Annotated in this window: 19 protein-coding genes and 1 tRNA gene; 14 read left to right on the forward strand and 6 right to left on the reverse strand. The window is 71.1% G+C overall.

Annotated elements, in window-relative coordinates:
• Positions 1-56 precede the first annotated feature (56 nt).
• Together pyk and tesB are read left to right on the forward strand one after the other, a co-directional pair.
• Positions 57-1,490: a pyruvate kinase gene (gene pyk, locus AC0NZQ_RS19120; protein WP_474531669.1), complete on the forward strand. Its 1,434-nt coding sequence runs from the start codon at positions 57-59 to the stop codon at positions 1,488-1,490.
• The gene (gene tesB / locus AC0NZQ_RS19125) at positions 1,483-2,367 is read left to right on the forward strand and encodes an acyl-CoA thioesterase II (protein WP_474531670.1); all 885 of its coding nucleotides are present in this window, start codon (positions 1,483-1,485) and stop codon (positions 2,365-2,367) included. Before pyk ends, tesB begins: the two co-directional genes overlap by 8 nt.
• Here the strand turns inward: tesB and AC0NZQ_RS19130 are convergent.
• Positions 2,350-3,756 carry a pyridoxal-dependent decarboxylase gene (locus tag AC0NZQ_RS19130; protein ID WP_474532033.1) on the reverse strand — a complete coding sequence of 469 codons (1,407 nt, stop codon included), beginning with the start codon at positions 3,754-3,756 and terminating at the stop codon, positions 2,350-2,352. The genes tesB and AC0NZQ_RS19130 overlap by 18 nt on opposite strands.
• 82 nt (positions 3,757-3,838) lie before the next feature.
• Here AC0NZQ_RS19130 and AC0NZQ_RS19135 point away from each other — a divergent pair, with 82 nt between their 5' ends.
• Positions 3,839-5,455, forward strand: coding sequence for a metallophosphoesterase family protein (locus tag AC0NZQ_RS19135; protein WP_474531671.1), 1,617 nt, complete (start codon positions 3,839-3,841; stop codon positions 5,453-5,455).
• An 81-nt stretch (positions 5,456-5,536) separates the two neighbouring features.
• On the opposite strand, the gene AC0NZQ_RS19140 is transcribed toward AC0NZQ_RS19135, so the two are convergent.
• A tRNA-Leu gene (locus AC0NZQ_RS19140) sits at positions 5,537-5,621 on the reverse strand.
• Positions 5,622-5,704: 83 nt separating this feature from the next.
• On the opposite strand from AC0NZQ_RS19140, the gene AC0NZQ_RS19145 reads away from it, so the two are divergent.
• The 8 genes from AC0NZQ_RS19145 (at position 5,705) to polA (ending at position 16,403) form a co-directional block, all read left to right on the forward strand.
• On the forward strand, positions 5,705-6,340 hold the full coding sequence (locus AC0NZQ_RS19145; RefSeq protein WP_474531672.1) for an ANTAR domain-containing response regulator: 636 nt from the start codon (positions 5,705-5,707) through the stop codon (positions 6,338-6,340).
• Positions 6,341-6,527: 187 nt separating this feature from the next.
• Positions 6,528-7,727: a branched-chain amino acid ABC transporter substrate-binding protein gene (locus AC0NZQ_RS19150; protein ID WP_474531673.1), complete on the forward strand. Its 1,200-nt coding sequence runs from the start codon at positions 6,528-6,530 to the stop codon at positions 7,725-7,727.
• A 183-nt stretch (positions 7,728-7,910) separates the two neighbouring features.
• Positions 7,911-8,876: a branched-chain amino acid ABC transporter permease gene (locus AC0NZQ_RS19155; protein WP_474531674.1), complete on the forward strand. Its 966-nt coding sequence runs from the start codon at positions 7,911-7,913 to the stop codon at positions 8,874-8,876.
• The gene (locus tag AC0NZQ_RS19160) at positions 8,873-11,158 is read left to right on the forward strand and encodes a branched-chain amino acid ABC transporter permease (RefSeq protein WP_474531675.1); all 2,286 of its coding nucleotides are present in this window, start codon (positions 8,873-8,875) and stop codon (positions 11,156-11,158) included. The genes AC0NZQ_RS19155 and AC0NZQ_RS19160 overlap by 4 nt, the downstream gene beginning before the upstream one ends.
• A complete protein-coding gene (locus tag AC0NZQ_RS19165; RefSeq protein WP_474531676.1) occupies positions 11,158-12,084 on the forward strand; it encodes an ABC transporter ATP-binding protein in 927 nt (308 codons plus the stop codon). Before AC0NZQ_RS19160 ends, AC0NZQ_RS19165 begins: the two co-directional genes overlap by 1 nt.
• Positions 12,081-12,854, forward strand: coding sequence for an ABC transporter ATP-binding protein (locus AC0NZQ_RS19170; protein WP_474531678.1), 774 nt, complete (start codon positions 12,081-12,083; stop codon positions 12,852-12,854). Before AC0NZQ_RS19165 ends, AC0NZQ_RS19170 begins: the two co-directional genes overlap by 4 nt.
• Before the next feature lie 183 nt (positions 12,855-13,037).
• The gene (locus AC0NZQ_RS19175) at positions 13,038-13,628 is read left to right on the forward strand and encodes a GNAT family N-acetyltransferase (protein ID WP_474531679.1); all 591 of its coding nucleotides are present in this window, start codon (positions 13,038-13,040) and stop codon (positions 13,626-13,628) included.
• Between the two features lie 33 nt (positions 13,629-13,661).
• Positions 13,662-16,403, forward strand: a complete 2,742-nt coding sequence (polA, locus tag AC0NZQ_RS19180; protein WP_474531680.1) for a DNA polymerase I — start codon at positions 13,662-13,664, stop codon at positions 16,401-16,403.
• Between the two features lie 46 nt (positions 16,404-16,449).
• Here polA and AC0NZQ_RS19185 read toward each other — a convergent pair whose 3' ends face one another.
• Together AC0NZQ_RS19185 and AC0NZQ_RS19190 are read right to left on the reverse strand one after the other, a co-directional pair.
• Entirely contained in the window at positions 16,450-17,316 is an 867-nt protein-coding gene (locus tag AC0NZQ_RS19185) for a GNAT family N-acetyltransferase (protein WP_474531681.1), read from the reverse strand.
• Positions 17,317-17,373: 57 nt separating this feature from the next.
• Entirely contained in the window at positions 17,374-18,060 is a 687-nt protein-coding gene (locus AC0NZQ_RS19190; protein ID WP_474531682.1) for a class I SAM-dependent methyltransferase, read from the reverse strand.
• Positions 18,061-18,078: 18 nt separating this feature from the next.
• Here AC0NZQ_RS19190 and AC0NZQ_RS19195 point away from each other — a divergent pair, with 18 nt between their 5' ends.
• The gene (locus AC0NZQ_RS19195; RefSeq protein ID WP_474531683.1) at positions 18,079-19,521 is read left to right on the forward strand and encodes a hypothetical protein; all 1,443 of its coding nucleotides are present in this window, start codon (positions 18,079-18,081) and stop codon (positions 19,519-19,521) included.
• Here the strand turns inward: AC0NZQ_RS19195 and AC0NZQ_RS19200 are convergent.
• Positions 19,434-20,714: a hypothetical protein gene (locus AC0NZQ_RS19200; RefSeq protein WP_474531684.1), complete on the reverse strand. Its 1,281-nt coding sequence runs from the start codon at positions 20,712-20,714 to the stop codon at positions 19,434-19,436. The two genes, AC0NZQ_RS19195 and AC0NZQ_RS19200, sit on opposite strands and share 88 nt — an antisense overlap.
• A gap of 93 nt (positions 20,715-20,807) precedes the next feature.
• Here AC0NZQ_RS19200 and AC0NZQ_RS19205 point away from each other — a divergent pair, with 93 nt between their 5' ends.
• Both AC0NZQ_RS19205 and AC0NZQ_RS19210 read left to right on the forward strand, forming a co-directional pair.
• Complete coding sequence (locus tag AC0NZQ_RS19205; protein WP_474531686.1) at positions 20,808-22,568, forward strand: MmpA family trehalose lipid delivery protein; 1,761 nt, start codon at positions 20,808-20,810, stop codon at positions 22,566-22,568.
• Between the two features lie 77 nt (positions 22,569-22,645).
• Complete coding sequence (locus AC0NZQ_RS19210) at positions 22,646-22,792, forward strand: hypothetical protein (protein ID WP_474531687.1); 147 nt, start codon at positions 22,646-22,648, stop codon at positions 22,790-22,792.
• Between the two features lie 42 nt (positions 22,793-22,834).
• Here AC0NZQ_RS19210 and AC0NZQ_RS19215 read toward each other — a convergent pair whose 3' ends face one another.
• A complete protein-coding gene (locus tag AC0NZQ_RS19215) occupies positions 22,835-23,971 on the reverse strand; it encodes a glycosyltransferase family 4 protein (protein ID WP_474531688.1) in 1,137 nt (378 codons plus the stop codon).
• Positions 23,972-24,040: the final 69 nt, after the last annotated feature.

Genomic DNA, 24,040 nt, shown 5'->3' on the forward strand with positions numbered 1-24,040 from the left:
TGACAAAGCCGGACCGGAAGCGTTGTCCTCCCCGTCACCACGCGAGCGCCTAGGCTGTGGGTGTGATCCGGCGCGCCAAAATCGTCTGCACCCTGGGACCAGCCACCGATACGCCCGAGCGGGCGCGCGCGCTCGTCGAGGCGGGCATGGACGTCGCGCGGTTGAACTTCAGCCACGGCGCGCACGCCGACCACGGCCGTCGTTTCCGCGAGGTGCGCGAGGCCGCCCGCGCGGCAGGCCGGAACCTCGCCGTCCTCGCCGATCTGCAGGGACCCAAGATCCGGCTGGGCCGCTTCGCCGAGGGCCCGGTCACCTGGGCCACGGGGGAGCGCATCCGGATCACCGTCGAGGAGTGCGACGGCGACCACGACCGGGTCTCGACCACCTACAAGAATCTCGCCGCCGACGTCCGTCCCGGCGACCGGCTGCTCGTCGACGACGGCAACGTGGCCCTCATCGCCGTCGATGTCGAGAACGGCACCGACGTGGTCTGCGACGTCGCCGAAGGCGGCGTGGTCAGCAACAACAAGGGACTCTCGCTGCCCGGCGTGGACGTCAGCGTCCCGGCGATGTCGGAGAAGGACGCCGAGGACCTGCGCTTCGCCCTCGCGCTCGGGGTCGACTTCGTGGCCCTGTCGTTCGTCCGCAACCCCGAGGACGTCAAGCTCGTCCACCACATCATGGACGAGGTGGGCGTCCGGGTACCGGTCATCGCCAAGGTGGAGAAGCCCGAGGCCGTCGATCGGCTGGAGGAGATCGCGCTCGCCTTCGACGGCATGATGGTGGCCCGCGGCGACCTCGGCGTCGAGATGCCGCTGGAGCAGGTGCCGGTGGTGCAGAAGCGGGCGATCCAGATCTGCCGCGACAACGCCAAGCCCGTCATCGTCGCCACGCAGATGCTCGAGTCGATGATCACGCACTCGCGCCCTACCCGCGCCGAGGCCTCCGACGTCGCCAACGCCGTCATCGACGGCGCCGACGCGGTGATGCTCTCCGGGGAGACCAGCGTCGGCAAGTACCCGGTGCAGGCGGTCGCCACCATGAGCCGCATCATCCGCAGCGTCGAGGCCTCGACGCTGCGCGCCGGCGGGCTGCTGCACAACCCCCGCACCTCCGGCGGCGCCATCGTCAAGGCGGCCAAGGACATCGGCGACTCGCTCGGGGCGGTCGCCCTGGTCGCGTTCACGCAGACCGGCGACACCGCGCGCCGGCTGTCCCGGCTGCAGCCGAAGCAGCGGCTGCTCGTCTTCACCCCGCTGGAGACGGTGCAGCGGCAGATGGCGCTGCTCTGGGGCGCCGAAGCGCACCTGGTGTGGACGGTCAACACCACCGACGACATGGTGCGACAGGTCGACTCCGCCCTCGTCAGCCGCGGAGTCTGCCATCCTCACGACCTGGTGATCGTCGTCGCGGGCACGCCGCCGTCGACGCCCGGTGCCACCAACACCATCCGGGTCCACCACATCGGCGACGTCCTGCGGCATGGGTGAGGGGCTCAGCGGGCAGGCGGCGGTCGACGCGCTGGTGACGCTGCTGGACCTGGAGCGCATCGAGGCCGACATCTTCCGCGGCCAGAGCATGCGCACCCGGTGGCTGCGCGTCTTCGGTGGGCAGGTCGCCGGGCAGGCGCTGGTGGCGGCGGGGCGGACCGTCGACCCGGACCGCCACGTGCACTCGCTGCACTCGTACTTCATCCGGCCGGGCGACTCGACCAAGCCGATCGTCTACGAGGTGGACCGGGTCCGGGACGGCCGCTCCTTCAGCACCCGCCGGGTCATCGCGCAGCAGGACGGCAAGGCGATCTTCTCGCTCTCGGCCTCCTTCCAGCTGCTGCAGGACGGCGTCGACCACCAGTCGGAGATGCCGGCCGTCCCCGACCCCGACACCCTCCCCGCGCAGCTCAACCGCTACGGCGACTCGCCGGAGGCGGTGCGGCAGTGGGACGAGATGCCCAAGCCCATCGACCTGCGCTGGGTCGACGAGCCGGCCTGGGTGCAGCGGCAGCACGGCCCCACCGACGGCACGCGGCGGGTGTGGATGAAGGCGGACGGCACGCTGCCGGACGACCCGCTGGTGCACGTCTGCGTCCTCACCTACGCCTCGGACATGACGCTGCTCGACTCGGTCCTGACCCGACACGGGCTGGCCGTGGGCATCGACGACGTGGCCCTGGCCTCGCTGGACCACGCGATGTGGTTCGAGCGGCCCTTCCGCGCCGACGAGTGGCTGCTCTACAGCACGCAGTCGCCGTCGGCCTCCGGCGGTCGTGGGCTGGCCTCGGGACGGTTCTTCACCCGGCAGGGGCGGCAGGTCGTCAGCGTGGTGCAGGAGGGCATGGTCCGGGTCCGGTCACGCGCGGCCACGTAGCAGCTCCCACGCAGCCTCGACGTGACGGCGCTCGGTCCAGGGTGAGCCGATCGCCAGCCGCAGCGAGACCGCGCCGTCGACGACGGTGTGGGTCAGGTACATCCGCCCCGAGGCGTTGACGGTGTCCATGAGCGCGCGGGTGGCGTCGTCGCCAGCCCGCAGCCGGAAGCTCACCAGGGAGAGCGACACCGGCGCGGTGAGCTCGAAGCGGTCGTCGGCGGCCACCCAGCCGGCGAACTCCGCCGCCAGCGCGACGTGTTTGCGCACGTGCGCGCGAAGTCCCTCGGCGCCGTAGTGGCGGATCACCGCCCAGAGCTTCAGGGCGCGGAACCGGCGGCCGAGGGGGACGTGCCAGTCGCGGTAGTCGATCACCTCGCCCGACTCGGTGGCCGTGTTGCGCAGGTACTCGGGCAGGATCGACAGCGCCCCCACGAGCGCGGCCCTGTCGGCGACCCAGAACGTGTCGCAGTCGAAGTTGGTGAGCAGCCACTTGTGGGGGTTGGTCGCGAACGAGTCGGCGAGCTCGACGCCGTCGAGGATGTAGCGCAGCTCCGGTGCCACCGCGGCCACCCCGGCCCAGGCGGCGTCGACGTGCAGCCAGGGCCCGGCCTCGCGGGCGATCTCGCCGAGCTCGGCCACCGGATCGACGGCGCCGACGCCGGTCGCGCCGATCGAGGCGACGACCAGGGCCGGGGTGATCCCGGCGGCCACGTCGGCGGCGATCAGCTCGCGCAGGTGCTCCGGACGTGCCCGTAGCGTCTCCGGCTCGACGTCGATCAGGCGCAGTCGGTCGGCGCCGAGGCCCGCCACCCGACAGGCCTTCGCGATCGAGGAGTGCGTCTGCTGCGAGGTGTAGACGGCGAAGTCGCCGCAGGCCACCCCCTCGTGCTCGGTGCGGCCCTCGCTGGCCCGGTGGAGCGCGGCCAGCAGCGCGACCAGCGCTGCGTCCGAGGCCGAGTGCTGGATGACCCCGCCGCCGGCTCCGTCCGAGCGTAACGACGGCGGCAGCCCCAGCAGCTCGGCGAACCAGTCCAGCACCAGCGTCTCGAGCTCTGTCGCCGCCGGCGAGGTGGCCCAGAGCATCCCCTGCACGCCGAGGCCGGAGGCGAGCAGGTCACCGAGGATCGCCGGCCCGCTGACATTGGCCGGGAAGTAGGCGAAGAAGGACGGGTGCTGCCAGTGGGTGATGCCCGGCAGCAGGTGGCTGTCCAGGTCGGCGAGGACCGCTTCGAAGGGCTCGCCGGTCTGCGGCGGGTTCGCCGGCAGCGCCGCCCGGATGTCGCCGGGGGAGACCTGCGACAGCACCGGGAAGGACTCGAGCCGTTCGTGGTAGTCGGCGATCCAGTCGATCACCGCGTGGCCGTGGCGGCGGAACTCCGCCGCGCTCATGTGACCGGCGCTGGCCACGTGGTCGTGCCCTGCCTCGTCCATGCCGTGAGGGTAGCCACGCCCACGGGTACCGTCGGCCGTGATGGGTGGGACGAGGCGCAGGTGGCTCGGGGCCGCCGTGGTCTCCGCGGCGCTCGTCGTCCTCGGTGCGCTGGCCGGCCTCGTCGTCGGGCTACTGACACCGGCCCACGTCGAGATCGCCGGCAGTGACACCCGGATCTGGCTGCGGCCCGGGGCCGCGGTGGACGAGATCGGTGTCACCGGCCTGGTCACGCTGACCCGCGCCACCGATCGTGCCGTGGCCGGCGAGCGGATCGGAGTCGAGGCGGTGATCGACGTCGACGCCTCGCAGCTGGTGCGCAACGGCGAGCTGAACACCGACGTCGTCCCGGCCTACGTCGCTGCCTACAGCGACCCGGAACAGCTCGTCAGCGACGTCCGCCACGCCGTCATCTGGCATCTCACCCGCTGGGTCCTCGCGGGTGCGGCGGTGGTCCCGCTGGCGCTGGTGGCGCGGTGGTCCTATCGCCGCTGGCGTCGCCGGGCGGACGCCCGCCACGACCCCGACGGGGCCCTGCGCGCGGCTGCCCTGGCCTACCGGCACCGGGAGCGGCAATGGGCCGCTCGGGTCGCCGCGGCGGTGGTCCTGGCCCTGGTGCTTGGCGCCGTCCCGTCGGGTCGTGCCGACCCGCCGACGCCGCGACGCGTGACCGGCAACCCCATCCTTGCCGACACCCCGCTGGCCGGGGTCGAGGTCTCCGGCCTGCTCAGTCCGGCCCTGGTCGCGGCCCGCAACTACATCCGCACCTACGCCGGACAGACCGACCGCTACTACGACTCGCTCCGCACCGAGTTGGAGACCCGGCTCGACTCGGACGCGGTGACGCTGCCCACCGGCCGACCCGGCCAGCAGGTCGCCCACCTCGGCTTCGTCACCGACCGGCACTGCAACACCGGCATGGACCGGGTCACGGTCGCGCTGCTGAAGCGGCTGGGTGTCGGCACCCTGGTCAGCGCCGGTGACGACGCCTTCAGCGGAACCTTCGCCTTCGAGGCGGCCTGCACCCGCAACCTCGCGCAGCAGTCGCGGCGGGCCGGGATCACCGACGTCGTCGCTGCGGGCAACCACGACTCGACGCAGACCGTCGACGACGAACGAGAGCAGGGCATGCGCACTCTCACCGGCGACGTCGTCGAGGTCGACGGGCTGCGCCTGCTCGGCAGCCCCGATCCGCGCAGCAGCCGCTACGGCGAGGGCATCCGCCCCGCCTCCGCCGCCGACCAGCAGCGGGTGCTGCGCGAGCAGGCGGCGGGCCTCGCGCGCACCGCCTGTGACGCCGACGGTCCGATCATCGTCGTCGCGCACGACCCCACCGTCGGCACCGCTGCGCTCGAGGACGGCTGCGGCCACGCGACGCTGGCCCTGGACGGCCACACCCACGCGCAGGCCGGCCCGGTCACCGTGCCCCTCGCCGGCGGGGGCAGTGGCAGCCAATTCACCGGTGGCTCCGGCGGCGGGGCGCCGGGGGAGGGGACCATCGAGCGCAGCTTCGCCTCGCGCCTCACCGTGGGGCCGCTCAACAACGACGCCTTCGTCTACGTCGTCAGCGTCGACCGAATCTCGGGCGCACTGGTGGGCATCACCACGTTCCGGTTCAGCCCGGACCGGCAGATCTCCATCAGCCAGGACGTCGGCTGACGCCGCCACGCCTCGATCTCCCCGCCGCTGTGGTCTGAAGCGGGGCCGTCAGGACGCCGTGGCGTCGGGGAGGAGCCCGCGTGGTACCCCCGGTCGGATTCGAACCGACACGCCTTGCGGCAATGCCTTTTGAGGGCATCATGTCTACCAGTTCCATCACAGGGGCGTGACGTCTCCGAAATACTACCGGCGCTAGTCTGGCAGCTCGCACTTGTCGCCAGTGTTGTCGGCGTGATGGGAGACGTTCGAGTGACTGCCGCCCCCGAGGATCAGGCCACCCCCGCGCTGCGAGTGGTGATCGCCGAGGACGAGGCCCTCATCCGCCTCGACCTGCGCGAGATGCTGGAGGAGGAGGGCCTCGACGTCGTCGGCGAGGCAGCCGACGGCGAGCAGGCCGTCCAGCTGGCCAAGGAGCTCGAGCCCGACCTCGTCATCTGCGACATCAAGATGCCGAAGATGGACGGCATCGCCGCCGCGGGTCAGATCACTGAGGCGCGCATCGCGCCGGTCGTGATGCTGACGGCCTTCAGCCAGCGCGATCTCATCGAGCGAGCTCGTGACGCCGGGGCCATGGCCTACTTGGTCAAGCCGTTCCAGAAGCGCGACCTGCTGCCGGCGATCGAGATGGCGACGTCCCGCTTCGCCGAGATCCGCGCCCTGGAGAGCGAGGTCACGGGGCTGAAGGACCGCCTGGAGACCCGCAAGCTCATCGAGCGGGCCAAGGGCGCGCTCATGACGCAGCACGGCCTCTCCGAGCCCGAGGCGTTCCGCTGGATCCAGCGCGCGGCCATGGACAACCGGCGTCCGATGAAGGTGGTGGCCGAGCTCGTTCTCGACGGCGACACCACCCAGGATCCGGCCGCGGACGGGACTACCGGCCAGTAGCGCGACATTTCGGGCAGCGCTGGATTGAGATTTGGTCACGGTCCGAACGAGGGCCGTTCGACTAGGTGCCCACCCCCGTCTTGATCAGCTAACGTCCCGCCAACCGGTCGCACGGCACCCGTGCGCCGAAACCTTTTGACAAGCCCTCACAGGAGGCTCAGTAGTGCGACCACGCGTAGTTACCGGCATGGTGGTTTTCGCCGCAGCAGGCGCCCTGGCGCTCAGCGGCTGCGGCAGCAGCTCGTCCGACAGCAGCAAGTCCGGCGGCGGTCTGGGCGGCGGCTCGTCCACGGCGGGCTCCGGCTCCACCTCGACGGGCGGCACCGTCAAGATCGGCTTCGAGGGTCCGCTGTCGGGTGACAACGCCCAGCTCGGCATCAACGAGGTCAACGGCGTCCAGCTCGCCGTGACCGAGGCCAACAAGGACAGCTCGCTCGGCTTCAAGGTCGAGCTCGTCCGCTCCGACGACGGTGGCGACCCGGCCAAGTCGCCGGCCGCGGCCACCAAGCTCATCGACGACGCCAAGGTCCTCGGCGTCGTGGGCCCGTCGTTCTCGGGCAGCACCCTCGCCGTCGGCAAGAAGTACTCGGCCGCCGGCCTCGCCTTCGTCACCCCCTCGGCGTCGAACGCGACGCTGCAGAACCAGGGCTTCTCCACGTTCTTCCGGGTCATCCCGAACGACAACGTCGAGGGCTCGCAGGGCGCGGACTGGCTGGTCCGGCACGGCATCAAGAACCTCTTCGTGCTGCAGGACCAGAGCCCCTACGGCCAGGGTGTCGGTGACACCGTCGCCAAGGAGGCCAAGGCCAAGGGCATCAAGGTCACCGAGCAGGGCCTCGACGGCACCCAGACCAAGAACTACAACCCGATCGCGCAGACGATCACCGCCTCGGGCGCCGACGCCGTCTTCTACGCCGGCTACGACGCGCAGGCCGCGCTGCTGGCCAAGGCGCTCACCAGTGCGGGCTTCAAGGGTCTTCGCGTCGGCGGCAACGGCATCAAGTCCTCGGTCTTCACCAAGGGCGCCGGCGGCGCCGGCAACGGCTGGTACATGACCTGCGGCTGCCAGGACTCGACGGTCGCGGCGGACTCCAAGGAGTTCGCGACGAACTACCAGAAGACGTTCAACACGCCCTCGTCCACCTACTCGGCCGAGGCCTACGACGCGGCCAACCTCATCATCGACTCGATCAAGAAGGCCGGTGGCGGCTCCGCCACTCGCTCGACGGTCGTGGAGAAGCTGAAGTCGGCCGACTTCAAGGGCATCACCGCCACGCTGAAGTTCCAGTCCAACGGTGACCTCGACGCCTCGGGCCAGGTCGTGAACCTGTACGAGCAGAAGAACGGTCAGATCAAGGTCCTCGGCGACATCAAGGACCAGAAGTGAGTTGACGCGCCCACGGGCGGGGTCGGCCGACACAGTGTCGGTGGGCCCCGCCCGTGCCACGTCCGGGCCCCACACCGTGCCCCACCGCGCCGTCCCGTCGCGGTGCCCATGCCACGTCCCGTCGACGCCCACCGGCCGACGGTTGCTCTTTGCAGGTCGACCCCACCCCAGGAGCCTTCGCACGTGAGTCAGAACTGGTTCGAACAGCTGCCGCAGAACCTGCTCATCGGTCTCGAACAGGGATCGTTGTACGCGCTGGTCGCGCTCGGCTACACCCTCGTCTACGGCGTACTGCAGCTGATCAACTTCGCGCACAGCGAGGTGTTCATGTCCGGCGCCTTCGGCAGCTTCCTGCTGATCGGCTCGCTCATCGACGGTCGCCATCTCAGCGGACCGGCGCTGCCGCTGGTCCTGCTCGCCGGCGCGCTCTTCGGCGCGATGGTCGGCGCTGCCATCGCCTGGGTCCTGGAGAAGGTCGCCTATCGTCCCCTGCGGCGGAGAGGGGCACCGAAACTCGCGTTCCTGATCAGCGCGATCGGGGCCTCGTTCTTCTTATCCGGCCTTGCCGGCAAGCTCTTCAACTTCCAGCGCAACAACTCCTTCCCCGGCACCAACGAGGGTGAGAGCACCTACTTCAACCTCGACCACCGGCTCATCGACACCGAGTACTTCAAGCTGTCGACGCTCAACCTGATCATCATCCTCACCGCGGTGGTCATGATGATCTTCCTCGACCGTCTCGTCTCGAAGACCAAGCTCGGCCGCGGCATCCGCGCCGTCGCCGAGGACGCGCCGACCGCCGCCCTGATGGGCATCAACATCGACAAGACGATCTCGCGCACGTTCGTCATCGGCGGCGCGCTCGCCGGGATCGCCGGCTTCCTCTTCGGTGTCGCCTTCGGCGCCGCCTACAACATGGGCTTCACGCCCGGCGTGAAGGCCTTCGCCGCCGCGGTGCTGGGTGGCATCGGCAACGTCCGCGGCGCCATGCTCGGCGGCATCCTGCTCGGTGAGGTCGAGGTGCTCGTCAGCAACCTCAGCTTCGTCGGCGTCAAGTGGAACGACGTCATCTGCTTCGTCGTCCTCGTCCTCGTCCTGATCGTGCGACCTACCGGTCTGCTCGGCGAGCGGCTCGGACGTGCCGCATGAGCGCCGCGGTCACCGACGACACCCGCGACGTCTCCCGCGAGGGTTCACGACGTCAGGCGCTGCTCGACGCCTTCCGCGGCGAGGCCGCGCTCAAGCGACTGCTGGCCTGCATCGCTGGCGGTCTCGTGCTGGGCCTCATGGTGGGACAGCAGGAGGGCTCGACCGACGACTACGGCCAGTCGTTCCACAAGGCGCTGCTCACCGACAACCGGTGGCTCCTCTTCGTCGGCATCGGCATCGCGCTCTTCCTCGTGCTGTCGCTGCGCTTCGTCATCACCCCCTACGTCAGCCGACCCGGCATGGCCGGTGTCGCCGGGGGCTTCCTGCTCGTCCTCATCGCGTTGCAGCTGCTCAAGTGGTTCGACCCGGTCGGCAAGTTCGGTCCGCTCAGTGACCAGGTCGCCGACACCCCGGCGCTCGGGTTCCCGGCCAGCCTCTTCTTCGGCTGGTTCGGCTACGCCCTCTGGTTCGCCTGTCTCGTCCTCGGTGTCGTCGCCGTCGCGCTGCGGACGGCAGTGCTGGGCTGGGCGCTTGCCGTGCTCGGTGCCTTCGCCGCCTTCTGCGCCTTCTACGGTCATGACCAGGTCGTGGACCTCGCCTCGCCGCGGCTCGGGCCGGATCACGCCCTCGGCGTCTGGGTCGCCACCCTCGGCTTCCTCGTCACCGCCGGCGCCGGGCTCGTGGTGGTCTTCGCCCGCTCCGAGGAGTCGCATCCCCGCGCCTTCGTCGACGCGGTGATGGCCTGGCGTCCCGGTTTCCCGCTGGCCGTGCTCGGCGCGCTGCTGGCGCTCATCTCGCTGGTCAACAACACCTGGTTCGCCCCGACCGGCCTGAACACCGACTTCCGTGGTCTCTCCGACGTCTTCGACGGCACCGGCGTGCAGCAACTCGCCCTCGCCTACGCCGACTGGCTCGGCGTGGTGCTGGTGGTCGTCACGGCCGCCGTCGCCCTGGCCGGCGGCGTGCTGCGGATTCGCATCCTCGGCCTCGTCGCCATCGTGCTCGCCGCTGTCTCGCTGGTCCTGACGCTGGTGGCCATGCACGGTTTCTCGCAGACGGGCACGGAGAAGGCCTCGCAGTACGGCAAGCTCTGGCAGAACCTCGGCGCCGGCGGCTGGGTGATGTGCATCGCGCTGAGCCTGCTGCTCACCGCCGGGACGCTGGTGCTGCGCGACGGACGGCGGCGCGAGCCGGCGACGACGGGCGGCTTCCCGCTCAGCAATGCGGCGCGGGCGGTCTCGAGTTCCACCAGCGGCCGGGCGCTGCTGCCCATCGCGGTGGCCATCGCGCTCTTCTACCCGCCGACGCTCACGGGCGAGTGGCAGAACACCCTGGTCACCCAGATCGGGCCGTACCTGCTGCTCGCCGTCGGCCTCAACGTCGTCATCGGCTGGTCGGGCCTGCTCGACCTCGGCTACATCGCCTTCTACGCCGTCGGCGCCTACACCACGGCCTACCTCACCGGATCGCTGCCGGTGAAGCCGCCGTCGTTCCTCTCGCCGTTCTCGTCGCCGCTGTGGGCCATCCCGTTCGCGGTGGCCGCGGCCCTGCTCGCCGGCGTGCTGCTCGGCGCGCCGACCCTGCGACTGCGCGGCGACTACCTCGCCATCGTCACGCTCGGCTTCGGCGAGATCATCCAGGTCGTCGCCAACAACAACCCCGGCGGTGTCACCGGTGGTGCCCGCGGTCCGAACGTGCCGAGCCCGGTGCTGCACATCGGCCCGATCAACATCACCTGGGGCGAGGACAACCTGCCGTTCTGGTACTTGTTGCTCGCCATGCTCGGCATCGTGGTGGTGGTCTTCGTCCGGCTCGAGCGGTCACGGCTCGGCCGTGCCTGGGCCGCGATCCGTGAGGACGAGGTCGCCGCCGAGGCCAGCGGCGTCAAGACCATCAAGGTCAAGCTGCTCGCCTTCGCGATCGGCGCCTCGACCTCCGGTCTGGCTGGCGTCTTCTTCGCCACCCAGGTCGGCTACTTCGACCCGTCACTGTTCACGCTGCAGAACTCGATCCTCATCGTCGCCTACGTCGTCTTCGGCGGCATGGGCTCGCTGCCCGGTGCCCTCGCCGGCGCCGCGGTGCTGACCTGGCTGCCCGTCTTCCTGCGCAGCCAGGTGCCGCAGGAGGATCAACAGATGTGGATCGGCGCGCTCGTCCTGCTCATGATGATCTTCCGGCCCGCCGGGCTGATCCCGGCCCGGCGCCGGAAGGCCGAGCTGGCGGGCCTGCACGAGGACACCAGCACCTCGGTGCGTGCCGTCCCGGCTGCGGAGGGGAACTGATGACCACCACGACCGAGACCGTCGAATCCCCGTCGCCGTCCGGCGATGTCGTCTTCGACGTCGAGCACGTGACGCTGCGCTTCGGCGGCGTCGTCAGCCTCAACGACGTCAGCATGCAGATGTACCGCGGCGAGATCCTCGCCGTGATCGGGCCGAACGGCGCCGGCAAGACGTCGCTGTTCAACTCCCTCACCGGCGTGTACACGCCGCAGGAGGGGTCGATCATGCTGGCCGGCCGCAAGGGCGACAAGCCGGGATCGGTGCTCGGCCAGAAGACCCACGTCATCAACAGCCGCGGCGTCGCCCGGACCTTCCAGAACATCCGGCTCTTCCCGGCGCTGACAGCGCTGGAGAACGTCAAGATCGGCATCGAGACCCGGCAGAAGTCGGGCCCGATCGCGGCCATGCTCGGGATGCCCTGGCAGCGTCGCGAGGAGCGGGAGAGCACCGCCGGCGCCTACGCCCTGCTCAAGGACGTCGGGCTGGCCGGGCGAGCCAACGAGCTCGCCGGTTCGCTCGCCTACGGTGAGCAGCGGCGGCTGGAGATCGCACGGGCCCTCGGCACCGACCCCGGCGTGCTGCTGTTGGACGAGCCCGCGGCCGGCACCAACCCGGCCGAGAAGCGCGAACTTGCCGAGCTCATCACCCGGATCAACGTCGAGCGGAACATCGGCGTGCTGCTGATCGAGCACGACATGAAGCTCGTCATGTCGGTCGCGCACCGGATCGTGGTGCTGAACTTCGGCCAGAAGATCGCCGAAGGCACCCCCCGCGAGATCCAGCGAGACCCGGTCGTGGTGGCTGCCTACCTGGGGACCTCGGCCGAGGACGCCCAGCACGAGGTCGACGAGCAGCCTGAGCTGCACCTGATCGACACCGACACCCACCCCGAGAGCCACCCCGACGGTACGGAGGAGCGGGCGTGACCGACCTGCAGAAGGACACCACGACCGCCGGCCGCACCGGCCGCACCGGCCGCACCTTGCTCGACGTCGACAACATCGAGGTGCGCTACGGCGCGATCGCCGCTCTCAAGGGCATCAGCTTCACCGTGGGCGAGGGCGAGATCGTCGCCCTGCTCGGCGCGAACGGTGCCGGCAAGACGACCACGCAGAAGACCGTGTCGGGCATGATGCGACCGGCGCTGGGCTCGATCACCTTCGACGGCAAGCGCATCGACGGTGTCGCCGCCCACGACATGATCCGGCTCGGCATCTGTCACGTGCCCGAGGGGCGCCACGTCTTCCCCCGGATGACGGTCGCCGAGAACCTGGAGATGGGCGCGTTCCGTTTCAAGGAGCCGGACAAGGTCGAGCTGGAGCGCGTGCTCACGCTCTTCCCCCGGCTGCGGGAGCGGTACAAGCAGCAGGCGGGGACGCTCTCCGGCGGCGAGCAGCAGATGCTCGCCATCGGCCGCGCGATGATGGGCAAGCCGCGACTGCTGCTGCTGGACGAGCCGTCCATGGGGCTCGCGCCGCTCATCGTGGCCCAGATCTTCGAGATCGTGAAGGAGATCAACGACAGCGGCGTGACCGTGCTGCTCGTGGAGCAGAACGCGGCGCAGGCGCTGTCCTTGGCCGACCGAGGCTACGTCCTGGAGACCGGCGAGATCGTCCTGGAGGGCACCGGCCGGGAGTTGCTGGCCGACGACCGGGTCCGCGCGGCGTACCTCGGCGAGGAGATCGCCAGCTCGTAGCAGCGGGCGGATGATAGCCCTGGTTACGGTTCGGTAACCAGGGTCAGGGCACTACTTGCCACCCGTCGCCACCCCATCTGTCGGGGTGGGGCGGGTGGTTCTAGTGTTGCTCTCGCCCCGCCGGGGGCGGGGTTTTCGGGGGAGGGCTCAGACTGCGATGCGCAGTGACAGGAGCGGCTCGACATGACACGAGCGAACGGACGGGTCCGACCCGCGACGAGCGAGGACGTCCCGGAACTGGCCGCCCTGGTCCGGGCGGTGGACCCCGCCGCCTACGCCCGCGCCTGCACCGACGACGACGTCACCCCGCTCTGCACCCGGCTCTCCGATCTCCTCACGGCCGAGGACCGCACCCTGCTCGTCGCCACCGACGACCAGGGCGAGGTCGCCGGCCTGCTCTGCACCCGACTGGACGAGGTTGGCTCGATCGAGCTCACCCGGGTCCTGCACATCACCCACCTCATGGTGTCGCCCAAGCAGCGACGCCGCGGTCTGGGACGGGCCCTGCTCGCCGCGGCCGTCGCGCTCGCCGACGAGTTCGGCGTGGAGAACGTGCTCACCACCTCTGCGGCCGGGTCGCGGGAAGGCAACCGGTACCTGGCCCGGATCGGCTTCGCACCGCTCGTGGTCAACCGCATCGCCCCCGTCTCCACGCTGCGCCGCACGCTGGGACTCACCGACCCGGCGGGCAAGCTCGCCATGCTGCGGCGGGCCCGGCTGGCCCGTGCCCAGCGCACCGGCTTCGGCCACCGCCCGGTGGGTCGCGGGGCCTGACCCGCTGTCGGTGGCGGCCCCTACAGTGAGCACGTGACCGCGACGACCACCGACTCCGCTCCGGACACGACGACCGCGTCCGGCAGTACGCCTGCCCGGCTGCTGCTGCTCGACGGCCACTCGCTGGCCTACCGCGCCTTCTACGCCCTGCGCGAGGTCGAGATGTCGACCACCACGGGGCAGCCGACGAACGCCGTCTTCGGCTTCACCTCGATGCTCATCAACCTGATGCGTGACGAGCAGCCCACCCACGTCGCCGTCGCCTTCGACGTCTCGCGCAAGACCTTCCGGGCCGAGATGTACGCCGACTACAAGGCCGGCCGCAGCGAGACTCCCGACGACTTCCGCGGCCAGGTGACGCTGATCCGTGAGGTGCTGGACGCGCTGCGCATCCCCACGCTCATGGTCGAGGGCTACGAGGCCGACGACGTCATCGCCACCATCACCACGCAGGCGACGGCGGCCGGGGCGGACGTGCTCATCTGCACCGGCGACCGCGACGCCCTGCAGCTGGTGAACGACCACGTCACCGTGCTCTATCCCAAGCGGGGCGTCAGTGAGATGACGCGCTTCACCCCCGACGAGGTCCGTGCCAAGTACACCCTGGAGCCGGTGCAGTACCCCGACTACGCCGCGTTGCGCGGGGACCCGTCGGACAACCTGCCCGGCATCCCCGGCGTCGGCGAGAAGACCGCGGCCAAGTGGATCCGCGAGTACGGCTCGCTCACCGAGCTCATCGAGCGCATCGACACCGTCAAGGGCAAGGTGGGGGACTCGCTGCGCGAGCATGTGGCGTCGGTTCAGCTCAACCGGCAGCTCACCGAGCTGGTCCGGGACGTCGACGTCGAGCTGACCCTCGACGACATGGCGCGGCGGCAGTGGGATCGCGACGAGGTGCACCGGCTCTTCGACGACCTGCAGTTCCGGGTGCTGCGCGAGCGCCTCTTCGACAGCGTCGCCGCCGCCGAGCCGGAGGCCGAGGAGGGCTTCGACGTCGCCTTCGTCCGGCTCGGGCCGGACGAGGTCGCTGCCTGGCTGGACGAGCATGCTCGCGACGGCCGGCGGGTCGGGGTCTCCTTCCGTGGCACCTGGGGCCGCGGCGTGGGCGTGCTCACCGGTCTCGCCCTCGCCGCCGCGGACGGTGCCGCTGCCTTCCTCGACCCGACCGCCCTCACCCCGGACGACGACCGGGCCATCGCCGGCTGGCTCGCCGACGCCGCACGGCCGAAGGCGGTCCACGACGTCAAGGGCCCGCTGCTCGCGCTGCGTGAGCAGGGCTGGAGCCTGGCCGGCGTCACCAGCGACACGCAGCTGGCGGCCTACCTGCTCCGCCCCGACACCCGCGCCTTCGACCTCGCCGATCTCGCGCTGCGGTACCTGCACCGCGAGCTGCGCAGCAACGTGGAGGTCGACTCCGGTCAGCTCACCCTCGACGGCGGCGTGGAGGAATCGGACAACGCTGTAGCCGAGGTGGAGACCGTGCGGGCCACGGCGGTCCGGGACCTCGCCGACGCCTTCGAGAGTCAGCTGGGCGAGGCGGGCAAGGCCGCCGAGCTGCTGGTCGACATGGAGCTGCCGCTCGCCGCCGTGCTCGCCGACATGGAGGCCGTCGGCATCGCCGCCGACACCGGTCGCCTGGTCGACCTGCAGCTGGAGCTGGGCGAGCGGGTCACCGAGATCGCGGCGGCCGCCCACGAGCTGGTCGGTCGCGAGTTCAACCTCGGCTCACCCAAGCAGCTGCAGGAGATCCTCTTCGAGCAGTTCCAGCTGCCCAAGACCAAGCGCAACAAGACCGGCTACACGACCGACGCCGACGCGCTGCAGGATCTCTACGTCAAGACCGAGCACCCCGTCCTAGAGGTGTTGCTGCGGCACCGCGAGGTGGCCCGGCTCAAGTCGGTGGTGGACGGCCTCATCCCGCTCATCGACGACCACGGCCGCATCCACACCACCTTCAACCAGACTATCGCCGCCACCGGTCGGCTCAGCTCGACCGACCCGAACCTGCAGAACATCCCGGTGCGGACCGCCGAGGGCCGGCGGATCCGCGAGACCTTCGTCGTCGGTGAGGGCTTCGAATCCCTGATGACCGCCGACTACAGCCAGATCGAGATGCGGATCATGGCGCATCTGTCCGGGGACGCCGGGTTGATCGAGGCCTTCTCGACGGGGGAGGACCTGCACACCTTCGTCGCCTCCCGCGCCTTCGACCTCCCCGCCGACCAGATCGATCCCGAGCTGCGCCGGCGCGTCAAGGCGATGAGCTACGGCCTGGCCTACGGTCTGTCGGCCTTCGGCCTGGCGCGGCAGCTCAAGATCAGCACCGACGAGGCCAAGGGCCAGATGGAGGCCTACTTCACCCGCTTCGGCGGCGTCCGGGACTACCTGCGCTCGGTCGTGGACAAGGCCCGGATGGACGGTTACACCGAGACCATCATGGGCCGGCGCCGGTACCTCACCAACCTCAACAGCACCAACCGGAACCTACGCGAGATGGCCGAGCGGGCAGCCCTCAACGCCCCCATCCAGGGCAGCGCCGCGGACATCATCAAGGTGGCCATGCTCGGCGTGCACCGGGGCCTCGCCGAGGGCGGCTTCGGGTCACGGCTGCTGCTCCAGGTGCATGATGAGCTCGTCCTCGAGATCGCGCCCGGCGAGGAGCCGGCGGTCCGCGAACTGGTGAAGCAGCAGATGACCGACGCCGTCCACTTCGGCGACGTCGCCATGGACGTCTCGATCGGGGTGGGACGGACCTGGCACGAGGCGGCGCACTGAGGGTCCGACGTCACCGCGCCGCACGGCTCCCGATCCGCCGGCAGTCTCAGTCGCGGGACTCGAAGGTGCGGAACTCTCGGTCGATGCGCAGGCCCACGGATTCGTAGAGGCGCAGCGCGCGGTCGTTGGCCGCCTGCACGCCCAGGCCGAGCTGGGTCGCCCCCGCGTTCCGGCGACCGCGCAGCCCGGCGAGCAGCAGCGCCCGTCCCAGACCCCGGCCGCGTTCGGCGCGCGCCACCGCGAGCTGGCCGATCCAGCCGGTGCCGTCGGAGAAGGTGCGTGTCAGCGCGATACCGACCGGTCGTCCGTCCCGACGCGCCACCGGGTAGGCCAAGGACGGCAGCGGCTCGACGACGAACAGCGAGCGCCACTCGTCGGGCTCCCGGCGGACGTGGCCGGGGATCTCCGCCCAGCCCGCATCGTCGTAGACGAGTCGATGCAGCGACGGCAGTTCCTCGGCCGTGGCGGGGGAGACCTCGATCCCGATCGGCCATGCCGGTTCGGCGAGTTCCCAGTCCGGGGTCACCGGCCGGACCAGGTCGAAGGCGGAATGACGGTGCTCCCAGCCGCGCCGCGCCACCTCGTCGAGCAGCGCGGTGTCCGTGGCCAGCACTGTCGCCTGGCCGGCTCCGGCGTCCCGGAGGAAGTCGAGCAGGACGACCAGCGCGGCGGGGCGATCCGGGCCGGCCAGCGCCAGGACAGTGGTCTCGACACCCCACCACCAGGCGGCGCCGACGAGGTCATCGTCCCGCCACAGCGCGAGGCTTTGCGTCGCCGGGTCCGGGATCCGGCCGAACTCCTCGGCGACCTCGTCCGCGTCGTGCTCGACGGCGCCGAACCAGTAACCGTCGTCTGCGGCGTAGAGCGCGGTGAGGGCGGGGAGGTCCGCCGGGGTGAGCGCACGGGTCTGCATGGCGGTGACCCTAGAGTCGCTGTCGACCGAGTACGGCGCGACCTCGCGACGGGGGCCTCAGTACGGATCGGGTCGGCGGTACCCGACGAGACGCCCGACGCGGAGGGCGATCTTGATGACCACGTTGCGCGCGAACCAGGGCAGTTCGGCCAGGATGCGCAGCCGGTCGCGCCGATCCGGGGTGCCGGTCTCGAAGTGTGCCAACGAGCCGACCCGGCCCAGGTAGCGCAGCCCTCGTCCGGGCAGGACGTGGCGCAGCACGGTCAAGGTGACGCCGATCGAGGAGAAGGCGTCGTGCACGAAGACCGGCGCAGCCGGTGGCAGGTGCGCCGCCCAGCGCAGGTCGTCGCTGGCTGTCCAGTAGTCGTGTTTGCCGTCGACGTACACCATGGCCAACGGCGTCTGCCACGTCGGCCGTACCTCGGTGCTGGGCTGGGCGACGAGCTGGACCACGGGCTCGACGCCGGCCTCGGCGATGTTGTGCTCGAACCGTCCCCGGGTGGCGGAGCCGCCGAACATCATGCCGTCGATGAAGGGGTCGATGGCGATGACCTGAGCGCCGGTGACCGCCGCGGCCCGGCCGAGCACCACCGTCGAGCGTCCCTGGTGACTGCCGATCTCGACGATCGAAGCACCGGCCGGCAGTGCCCGCGCAGCGTTCCAGAGGGAGCGGCCCTGGCCGCGTGTCAGCCAGCCCGGCACGGAGTCCGCCACGGCCCAGGCGTCGTCGAAGTCGTCAACCACATGGTGCAGGATGCCAGCATGCCGCTTGCTCGCCGTGCCCTGCTCCCTGTCGTGCTGGCGGTGACCGCGGTTGCCGCGCTCTCCGCCTGCTCCTCGTCGACCACCCCCGTGTCGGCGCGCGAGAGCCGGGTCCACTCCCGTGACAGCGACGTGTCGTACAAGAAGTGCGGCGACGCCTGCACCGGCACCATCGCCGGCGCCAAGTACAGCATCGTGTTGCCGGAGAAGTGGAACGGGACGCTGCTGCTCTACTCGCACGGCTATCGCTTCGCGCAGGCCGGTCCGCCGAGCTTCGAGACTCCCCGCACCGACGCGCAGGTGAGCTCCACCGACGACGACGGCACCGGCCGGGACGCGCTGAGCCGGACGCTGCTCGCCGAGGGGTATGCGCTGGCCGGTTCGTCCTACAAGACCAACGGCTGGGCCGTCGCCGACGGTGTCGCCGCGGCCGAGGCGCTGCACGACACGTTCGTCAAGACCGTGGGTCGGCCGAACCGTACCTACGTCTGGGGTGACTCGCTGGGCGGACTCATCTCCGAGATAGTCGCCGAGCGAGACGCGTCGTGGGTCGACGGCGCCGCACCGATGTGTGGCGCGGTGGCCGGCCCCAACCTCAACCTCGACCTCGCGCTGGACGTCGCGTTCGCCATCAAGACCCTCATCGACCCGACGCTGAAGCTGACCGGCTATACGAGCGCCGACGAGGCCAACGCACAGTGGCGGCGGACCTCGGCGATCCTGCAGCGGACCGCGGCCGACACCGCCGGTGGTGGCACCGCCAAGGTGCTCTACGTCGGTGCGCTCGTCGACGCGGCGACCAAGACCGCGACCTACGACGGGGCTGACATCACCTCGCAGGTCAAGGCCACCGTCGAATCGCTGCTCACGGCCCTCGCCTACGGCACCCTCGGGCGCTACGACATCGAGCAGCGGGTCGGCGGCAACCCGTCCGGCAACAGCTCGACCGACTACGCCGAGCGGATCTCCACGAGAGAGAAAGCTCTGCTCGAGACCGTCGGCGGCAAGCCCGACCAGTACGCCGCCGCCCTCGCCGACGCCCCCCGGATCACCGCTGACGCGGCAGCCCGCGCCGCCTTCGAGAAGCTGGGCGACACCACGGGCAACGTGCACGTGCCGACGGTGACCATGCACACCGAGGCCGATCCCCTGGTTCTGGTGCAGAACGAGTCCGTGCTGCAGAACCGTGCCGCTGCCCAGGGAAAGGCCGGCAACCTCGTTCAGCTCTACATCGCGTCACCGGCGAGGTACAGCGAATCGGCGGGAGCACCCTACGGTGCGGGCCACTGCAACTTCTCCGACAAGCAGCGGCTCGCGCTGGTGGCGAGCCTGGACCGCTGGGTGCGACAGGACACCTACCCGGTGCCGTCGGGTCTCGTCTCCCGTTTCGGCGCCGGCCTCGATGCCAGCTTCGTGCCGGGAGCATGGCCGGCGGCGGTCTGACGCAGCACCAGCGTCAGCGCCAGCGCGGCAGCCAAAGCGGCCACGCCAGTGAGGACGGCGACGAGTCGCAGCGGAGTCGCTGATCCGCTGGCTGCGAAGGCCGCACCGATGTCGGCGAGCGCGGTGCACCAGAGCAGCAGCGCGCGGCGCTGGTTGCGCCGGGCCAGCCCGGCCAGCACCGCCAGCTGGACCACGGCGAGCAAGGCGCCGAGCAGTGCCCACAGCCAGACGACGCCGTCGAGCTCTGCGTACCGAGTGCCCCCCACGGCGCGGACCACGAGGCTGCCCAGCACCGCGCAGCCGCCGACCGCCGCGATACCCAGCGCGCCGACCGCGGCCATCGCCCGGCGTGCCGTGGCACGGTGACTGCCGTCCTCGGCGAGGGCAGGGAACAGCAGCAGCACCACGGACTGCGGCAACCACAGCGCGGCCCGCGTGACCACCGCGCCGACGGCGTATACGCCAGCCTGGTGCGCGGTGAGGAGGTGACGAGCCAGCAGGACGTCGAGCGCGGTCAGGAACAGGAATGCGCCGTGGGCGTGACCGGCGTGCAGCGCCTCGACGAGAACCCCGCCAGCGTCGCGCCGCCGCAGTCCGCGAGCGGCGTCACCCCAGCCTGGGCGTCGCAGTCGGTGCCGCACTCGGCGGGGGAGGGCAAGCAGCGCGGTGATCCCGGTGCCGAGGAGCACCCCCGCGATCGTGGCGTCGGGACCGCCGACGGTGAGGAGGCCGACGATCCCGCCCAGCGATCGTCCACCGGTGCTGGCGAGGATCAGCGCGGCGAGCCGCCAGTACTGCCGCCGCCCCTGGGCCCATCCGGTGGCTGCTCCCAGCGCCGTCGTCGGCGGCACGGTCAGGGCGACGAGCAGCACGCCGGTGACACCGTCGAGCCGCAGGAACATCGCCAATGCGGGGGCCGCTGCCGCCAGGATGGCGGTGGCGCCGCCGGCGAGCTGGGCGCAACCGACGAGCAGACCCGTGGTCGTGGCGTCGGTCGCTGCGCGTCGGGCCACCACGGTCTGTACGGCGAGCATGGGGACGCCGGCGATCAGCAGCAGCCCGAGCAACGAGGAGAGCGCGCCGTAGGCGGCCGGTGTCATCCGGTGGGCAGCGACGAGCAGCAGGGCGTAGCTGAGTGCGTTGGCGGCGAGGAAGGCGACGGGTACGGCCGCGCGGGACGTTGACCCGACCACGTGGGAGACGATAGCGGCGTCGGGGAGCGTCGCGACGGCAGCCGCCGCCCGGCAGACTGACCTGGTGCTGCGCAGAGCGTCGAGGGTGATGCCGTGACGCGCCCCCGAGCCCTGTGGGGCGCAGTCGGGCGGGCGACGCGGACCCGACCCGAGGCGATCGTCGTGCTGTTGCTGGTCGCGATCCTGCTGCAACCCCTGTGGCACGCCGGCTACCTGCTCGGGGTGGACATGGTCTTCACGCCGCACCAGCCGCTGACGCTGGCCAGCCTCGGGGTGAGCTCGGCGCAGCCGCGTGCCGTGCCGGTCGACGCGGTCGTCGCGCTGGCGGAGCAGCTGGTGGACGGCGCGGTGGTGGGGCGGCTCGCGGTCGCGCTGCCGCTGCTGGCAGCAGGTATCGGCGCGGGCCGTCTGCTGCAGGGAGCGAGCGCGGCCGGCAGGATCGCCGCCGCGGGTGCTGCCGTCTGGACGCCCTACGTCGTCGAGCGGCTGGCCCTGGGCCAGTGGGCACTGCTGTGGTGTTACGCGGCGCTGCCGTGGCTGGTTCTCGCGGTGCGCGACGGCCGGGGTCGTGGTGGTTGGGCAGCGCGAGTGCTCGTGCTCGCCGGCGCCTCCCTCACCCCGACCGGCGGGGTCGTGGCGGCGGTCTCGGGCACGGCCCTCGCGACCGCGCTCCGTCCTCGTCGCGAGGCTGCGACGTTCGGCGTGCTCGCCCTCGTCATGCAGCTGCCGTGGCTGGTCCCGGCGCTCACCACAACGGCTCGGGCGACCGGCGATCCGACCGGCGTCACCGCCTTCGCCGCCCGGACCGAGTACGGCTCGACCGTCGTCACGCTCCTCACCGGAGGCGGGGTGTGGAGCGCTGCTGCCGCTCCCACGAGCCGCGGCGGCGTGACCGGCTGGCTTGCCCTGGTGGTTCTGGCGGCGTCCCTCTGGGGTCTGCGACGGCTCCGGCGGCTGTTGGGGAACCGCACTGTCGTCGTGCTGGCCGTCCTCTCGGCGATCGCGGTCCTCGTCGCGGCGCTGCCCGCCTTGCCCGGCGGTGTTGCGGTTGCTCGTGCTGTCATCGAGAGCGTGCCCGGTGCGGGGCTGCTGCGGGACTCGCAGAAGTGGATCATGCCCTTGGTCCTATTGAGCGCCCTGCTTCTCGGCGCGACGGTCGATCGGGTGGCCGAAACGGTGGCGCGGCGGACCTCGGCGTCGCGGGCGTGGTCGGCCACCGTCTTCGTCGCCGCGCTGTGCCTGCCGCTGTTGCTGCTGCCCGACGCCGCCGCCACTATCCGTCCCGTCCTCCATCCGGTCAGGTACCCCGAGGACTGGAAGCGCGTCGCACAGCTGGTGCGCGGCGGCGACGCGACCGTCGTCCCGTTCGGGTCGTACCGCCGCTTCGACTGGACCGATGACCGGGTCGTCCTCGACCCGGCGCCCCGCCTGCTGCCGACCACGGTGGTGGTCGACGACGAGCTCGTCGTCGCGGGGAAGTCGGTGCGCGGCGACGACCCGCGCGCCGACCGCGTGCGGCAGGCACTGCGGTCACCGACCCCGCGGAGCGCCCTCGCCGCAGCCGGCATCAGATGGGTCGTCGTCGAACACGGGACACCGGGTCACGTCCCGTCGCTACGAGGTCTGACACAGTCCTATGCCGGGCGCGATGTCTCGCTCTACCGCGTCCCCGGCGCGGTGGTGGAGTATGCGCCTTCGCGCCCGCGGGCAGCTGCGGTCGTCCTCGCCAACGCGCTCGCCGCCCTGACGCTTCTCGCGGCTGTCGCGACCGGTCTCGGTCTGCTCGTCGGCCGGAGACGTCGCGCCCGGCGAGCGATTCCGGCGAGCCGTGGCGGGCCGGCGAAGAGCCCTTAGGCAGGGCGCGGCCTGCTATGGTCTCTGTTATCCCGTCACGCCCCGGCGGGCCTCAGGCTGCGAGGAGTCCCCACGCGATGATCAAGCTGATCTCGGCTGTTGTCGCCGGTGTCGTCGGCGCCGGCCTTGCCGCACTGACGGCCTGGGGCGTGGTGAGCAGCAACACCGCCGCACCGGCCTCCAACCCCGCGCGCCAGCAGATCGTCAACTACGGCGACAAGTAGCGCAGCGACGGCCGGCGACTCCAGGTCGCGGGGTCGCCGCGGTCAGCGCCGGGGCGACCTCCGGTGGTCGAGCGCCTGCTCGAGCAGACGCTCGAAGCGGGCTCCGGTGGCGTCCCATGAGAACGCGGCGGCCCGAGCCCGGGCCGCCCGTCCGAACTGCTCGCGCAGCTCGGCGTCGCACAGTAGCTCCTCGGCTCGCTTGGCGAGCTCGGGCTGGTCGCTGACCAGCCATCCCGTGGCGCCGTCGACGATGGCCTCGCTGACGCCGCCGGCCGACCGATAGGCCAACGCAGGCACGCCGTGGGCAGCCGCCTCGGTGATGGCGATGCCCCAGCCCTCCTTCACCGACGGCAACACCAGCAGCCAGGCCCGTTGCAGGGCGACATCGCGCTCGTCGTTGCTGACGTGCCCCAGGAACCGAACCCGGTCGCTGACTCCGGTGCGGTCGGCGTAGTCCTGCAGGCGTCCCCGCCACCACCCGTCGCCGATGACCTCGACGCGCAGGTCGGGAAGCACGTCGCGCAGCGTGTGCAGCAGGTCGAGGGCGTGCTCGACCTGCTTGTGCGGGACGAGACGTCCGAGCACGCAGATGGTGGGGGAGGCCGCCCGGTCGACGGTGCCGGTCGGATGTGGGACATCCACTCCGTTGGCGACGACGTCGATCCGGTGGCCGTCGATGCCCAGCCCGACGAGATCCTGCCGGGAGGCCTCGGAGACCGTGGCGTAGCGGCTCCGTCGGTAGAGCCGGGGCGTCAACGACGATTCGATCCACCAACCGACGCGGCCGACCAGCCCCGGATAGATGATGTGCCACTGCTCGCGATGCAGGTGGTGCACGAGGGTCAGCATCGCGCGGCGGCGGACCAACGGGGTGAAGAAAGGGATGCCGTTCTGGACGTCGACCACCACGTCGCTGCGCCGGCCGCCCCTGCCGAGCACGTAGGCCAGGCCGTGCAGGTACACCGTGAGGCGGCCCCCGCGGCGACGGATGCGGACGCCCGCCACGACCTCGTCTCGTGGTGCCCCCGGGTACGCCGCGCAGCAGAGGGTGACCTGCCACCCGCGGCGCACGAGGTACTGCGCGACGCGCTCGACGAACAGCTCGCTGCCGCCGCCTTCGGGGTGCTGCAGGTCGCGCCACACGAGAAAGGAGACGTGACGTCGGGCGGCGGCAGGCATGAGGGGCAGAACTCTAACAGCGCTGATCGAGCCCGCCGATCCTCCGCTGCGCCGCCGCCACCCCGCGAT

The organism is Jatrophihabitans sp. sgz311053 (assembly GCF_056135305.1).

Excerpts from the sequence above, each read along its gene's own strand:
- AC0NZQ_RS19130 (WP_474532033.1), bottom strand. The coding sequence starts at position 3,756 with ATGAGCGCGGCGGAGTTCCGCCGCCACGGCCACGCGGTGATCGACTGG.
- AC0NZQ_RS19135 (WP_474531671.1), top strand. The coding sequence starts at position 3,839 with ATGGGTGGGACGAGGCGCAGGTGGCTCGGGGCCGCCGTGGTCTCCGCG.
- tesB (WP_474531670.1), top strand. The coding sequence starts at position 1,483 with ATGGGTGAGGGGCTCAGCGGGCAGGCGGCGGTCGACGCGCTGGTGACG.
- AC0NZQ_RS19210 (WP_474531687.1), top strand. The coding sequence starts at position 22,646 with ATGATCAAGCTGATCTCGGCTGTTGTCGCCGGTGTCGTCGGCGCCGGC.
- AC0NZQ_RS19175 (WP_474531679.1), top strand. The coding sequence starts at position 13,038 with ATGACACGAGCGAACGGACGGGTCCGACCCGCGACGAGCGAGGACGTC.
- AC0NZQ_RS19195 (WP_474531683.1), top strand. The coding sequence starts at position 18,079 with ATGCCGCTTGCTCGCCGTGCCCTGCTCCCTGTCGTGCTGGCGGTGACC.
- AC0NZQ_RS19215 (WP_474531688.1), bottom strand. The coding sequence starts at position 23,971 with ATGCCTGCCGCCGCCCGACGTCACGTCTCCTTTCTCGTGTGGCGCGAC.
- AC0NZQ_RS19185 (WP_474531681.1), bottom strand. The coding sequence starts at position 17,316 with ATGCAGACCCGTGCGCTCACCCCGGCGGACCTCCCCGCCCTCACCGCG.
- AC0NZQ_RS19150 (WP_474531673.1), top strand. The coding sequence starts at position 6,528 with ATGGTGGTTTTCGCCGCAGCAGGCGCCCTGGCGCTCAGCGGCTGCGGC.
- AC0NZQ_RS19160 (WP_474531675.1), top strand. The coding sequence starts at position 8,873 with ATGAGCGCCGCGGTCACCGACGACACCCGCGACGTCTCCCGCGAGGGT.
- AC0NZQ_RS19165 (WP_474531676.1), top strand. The coding sequence starts at position 11,158 with ATGACCACCACGACCGAGACCGTCGAATCCCCGTCGCCGTCCGGCGAT.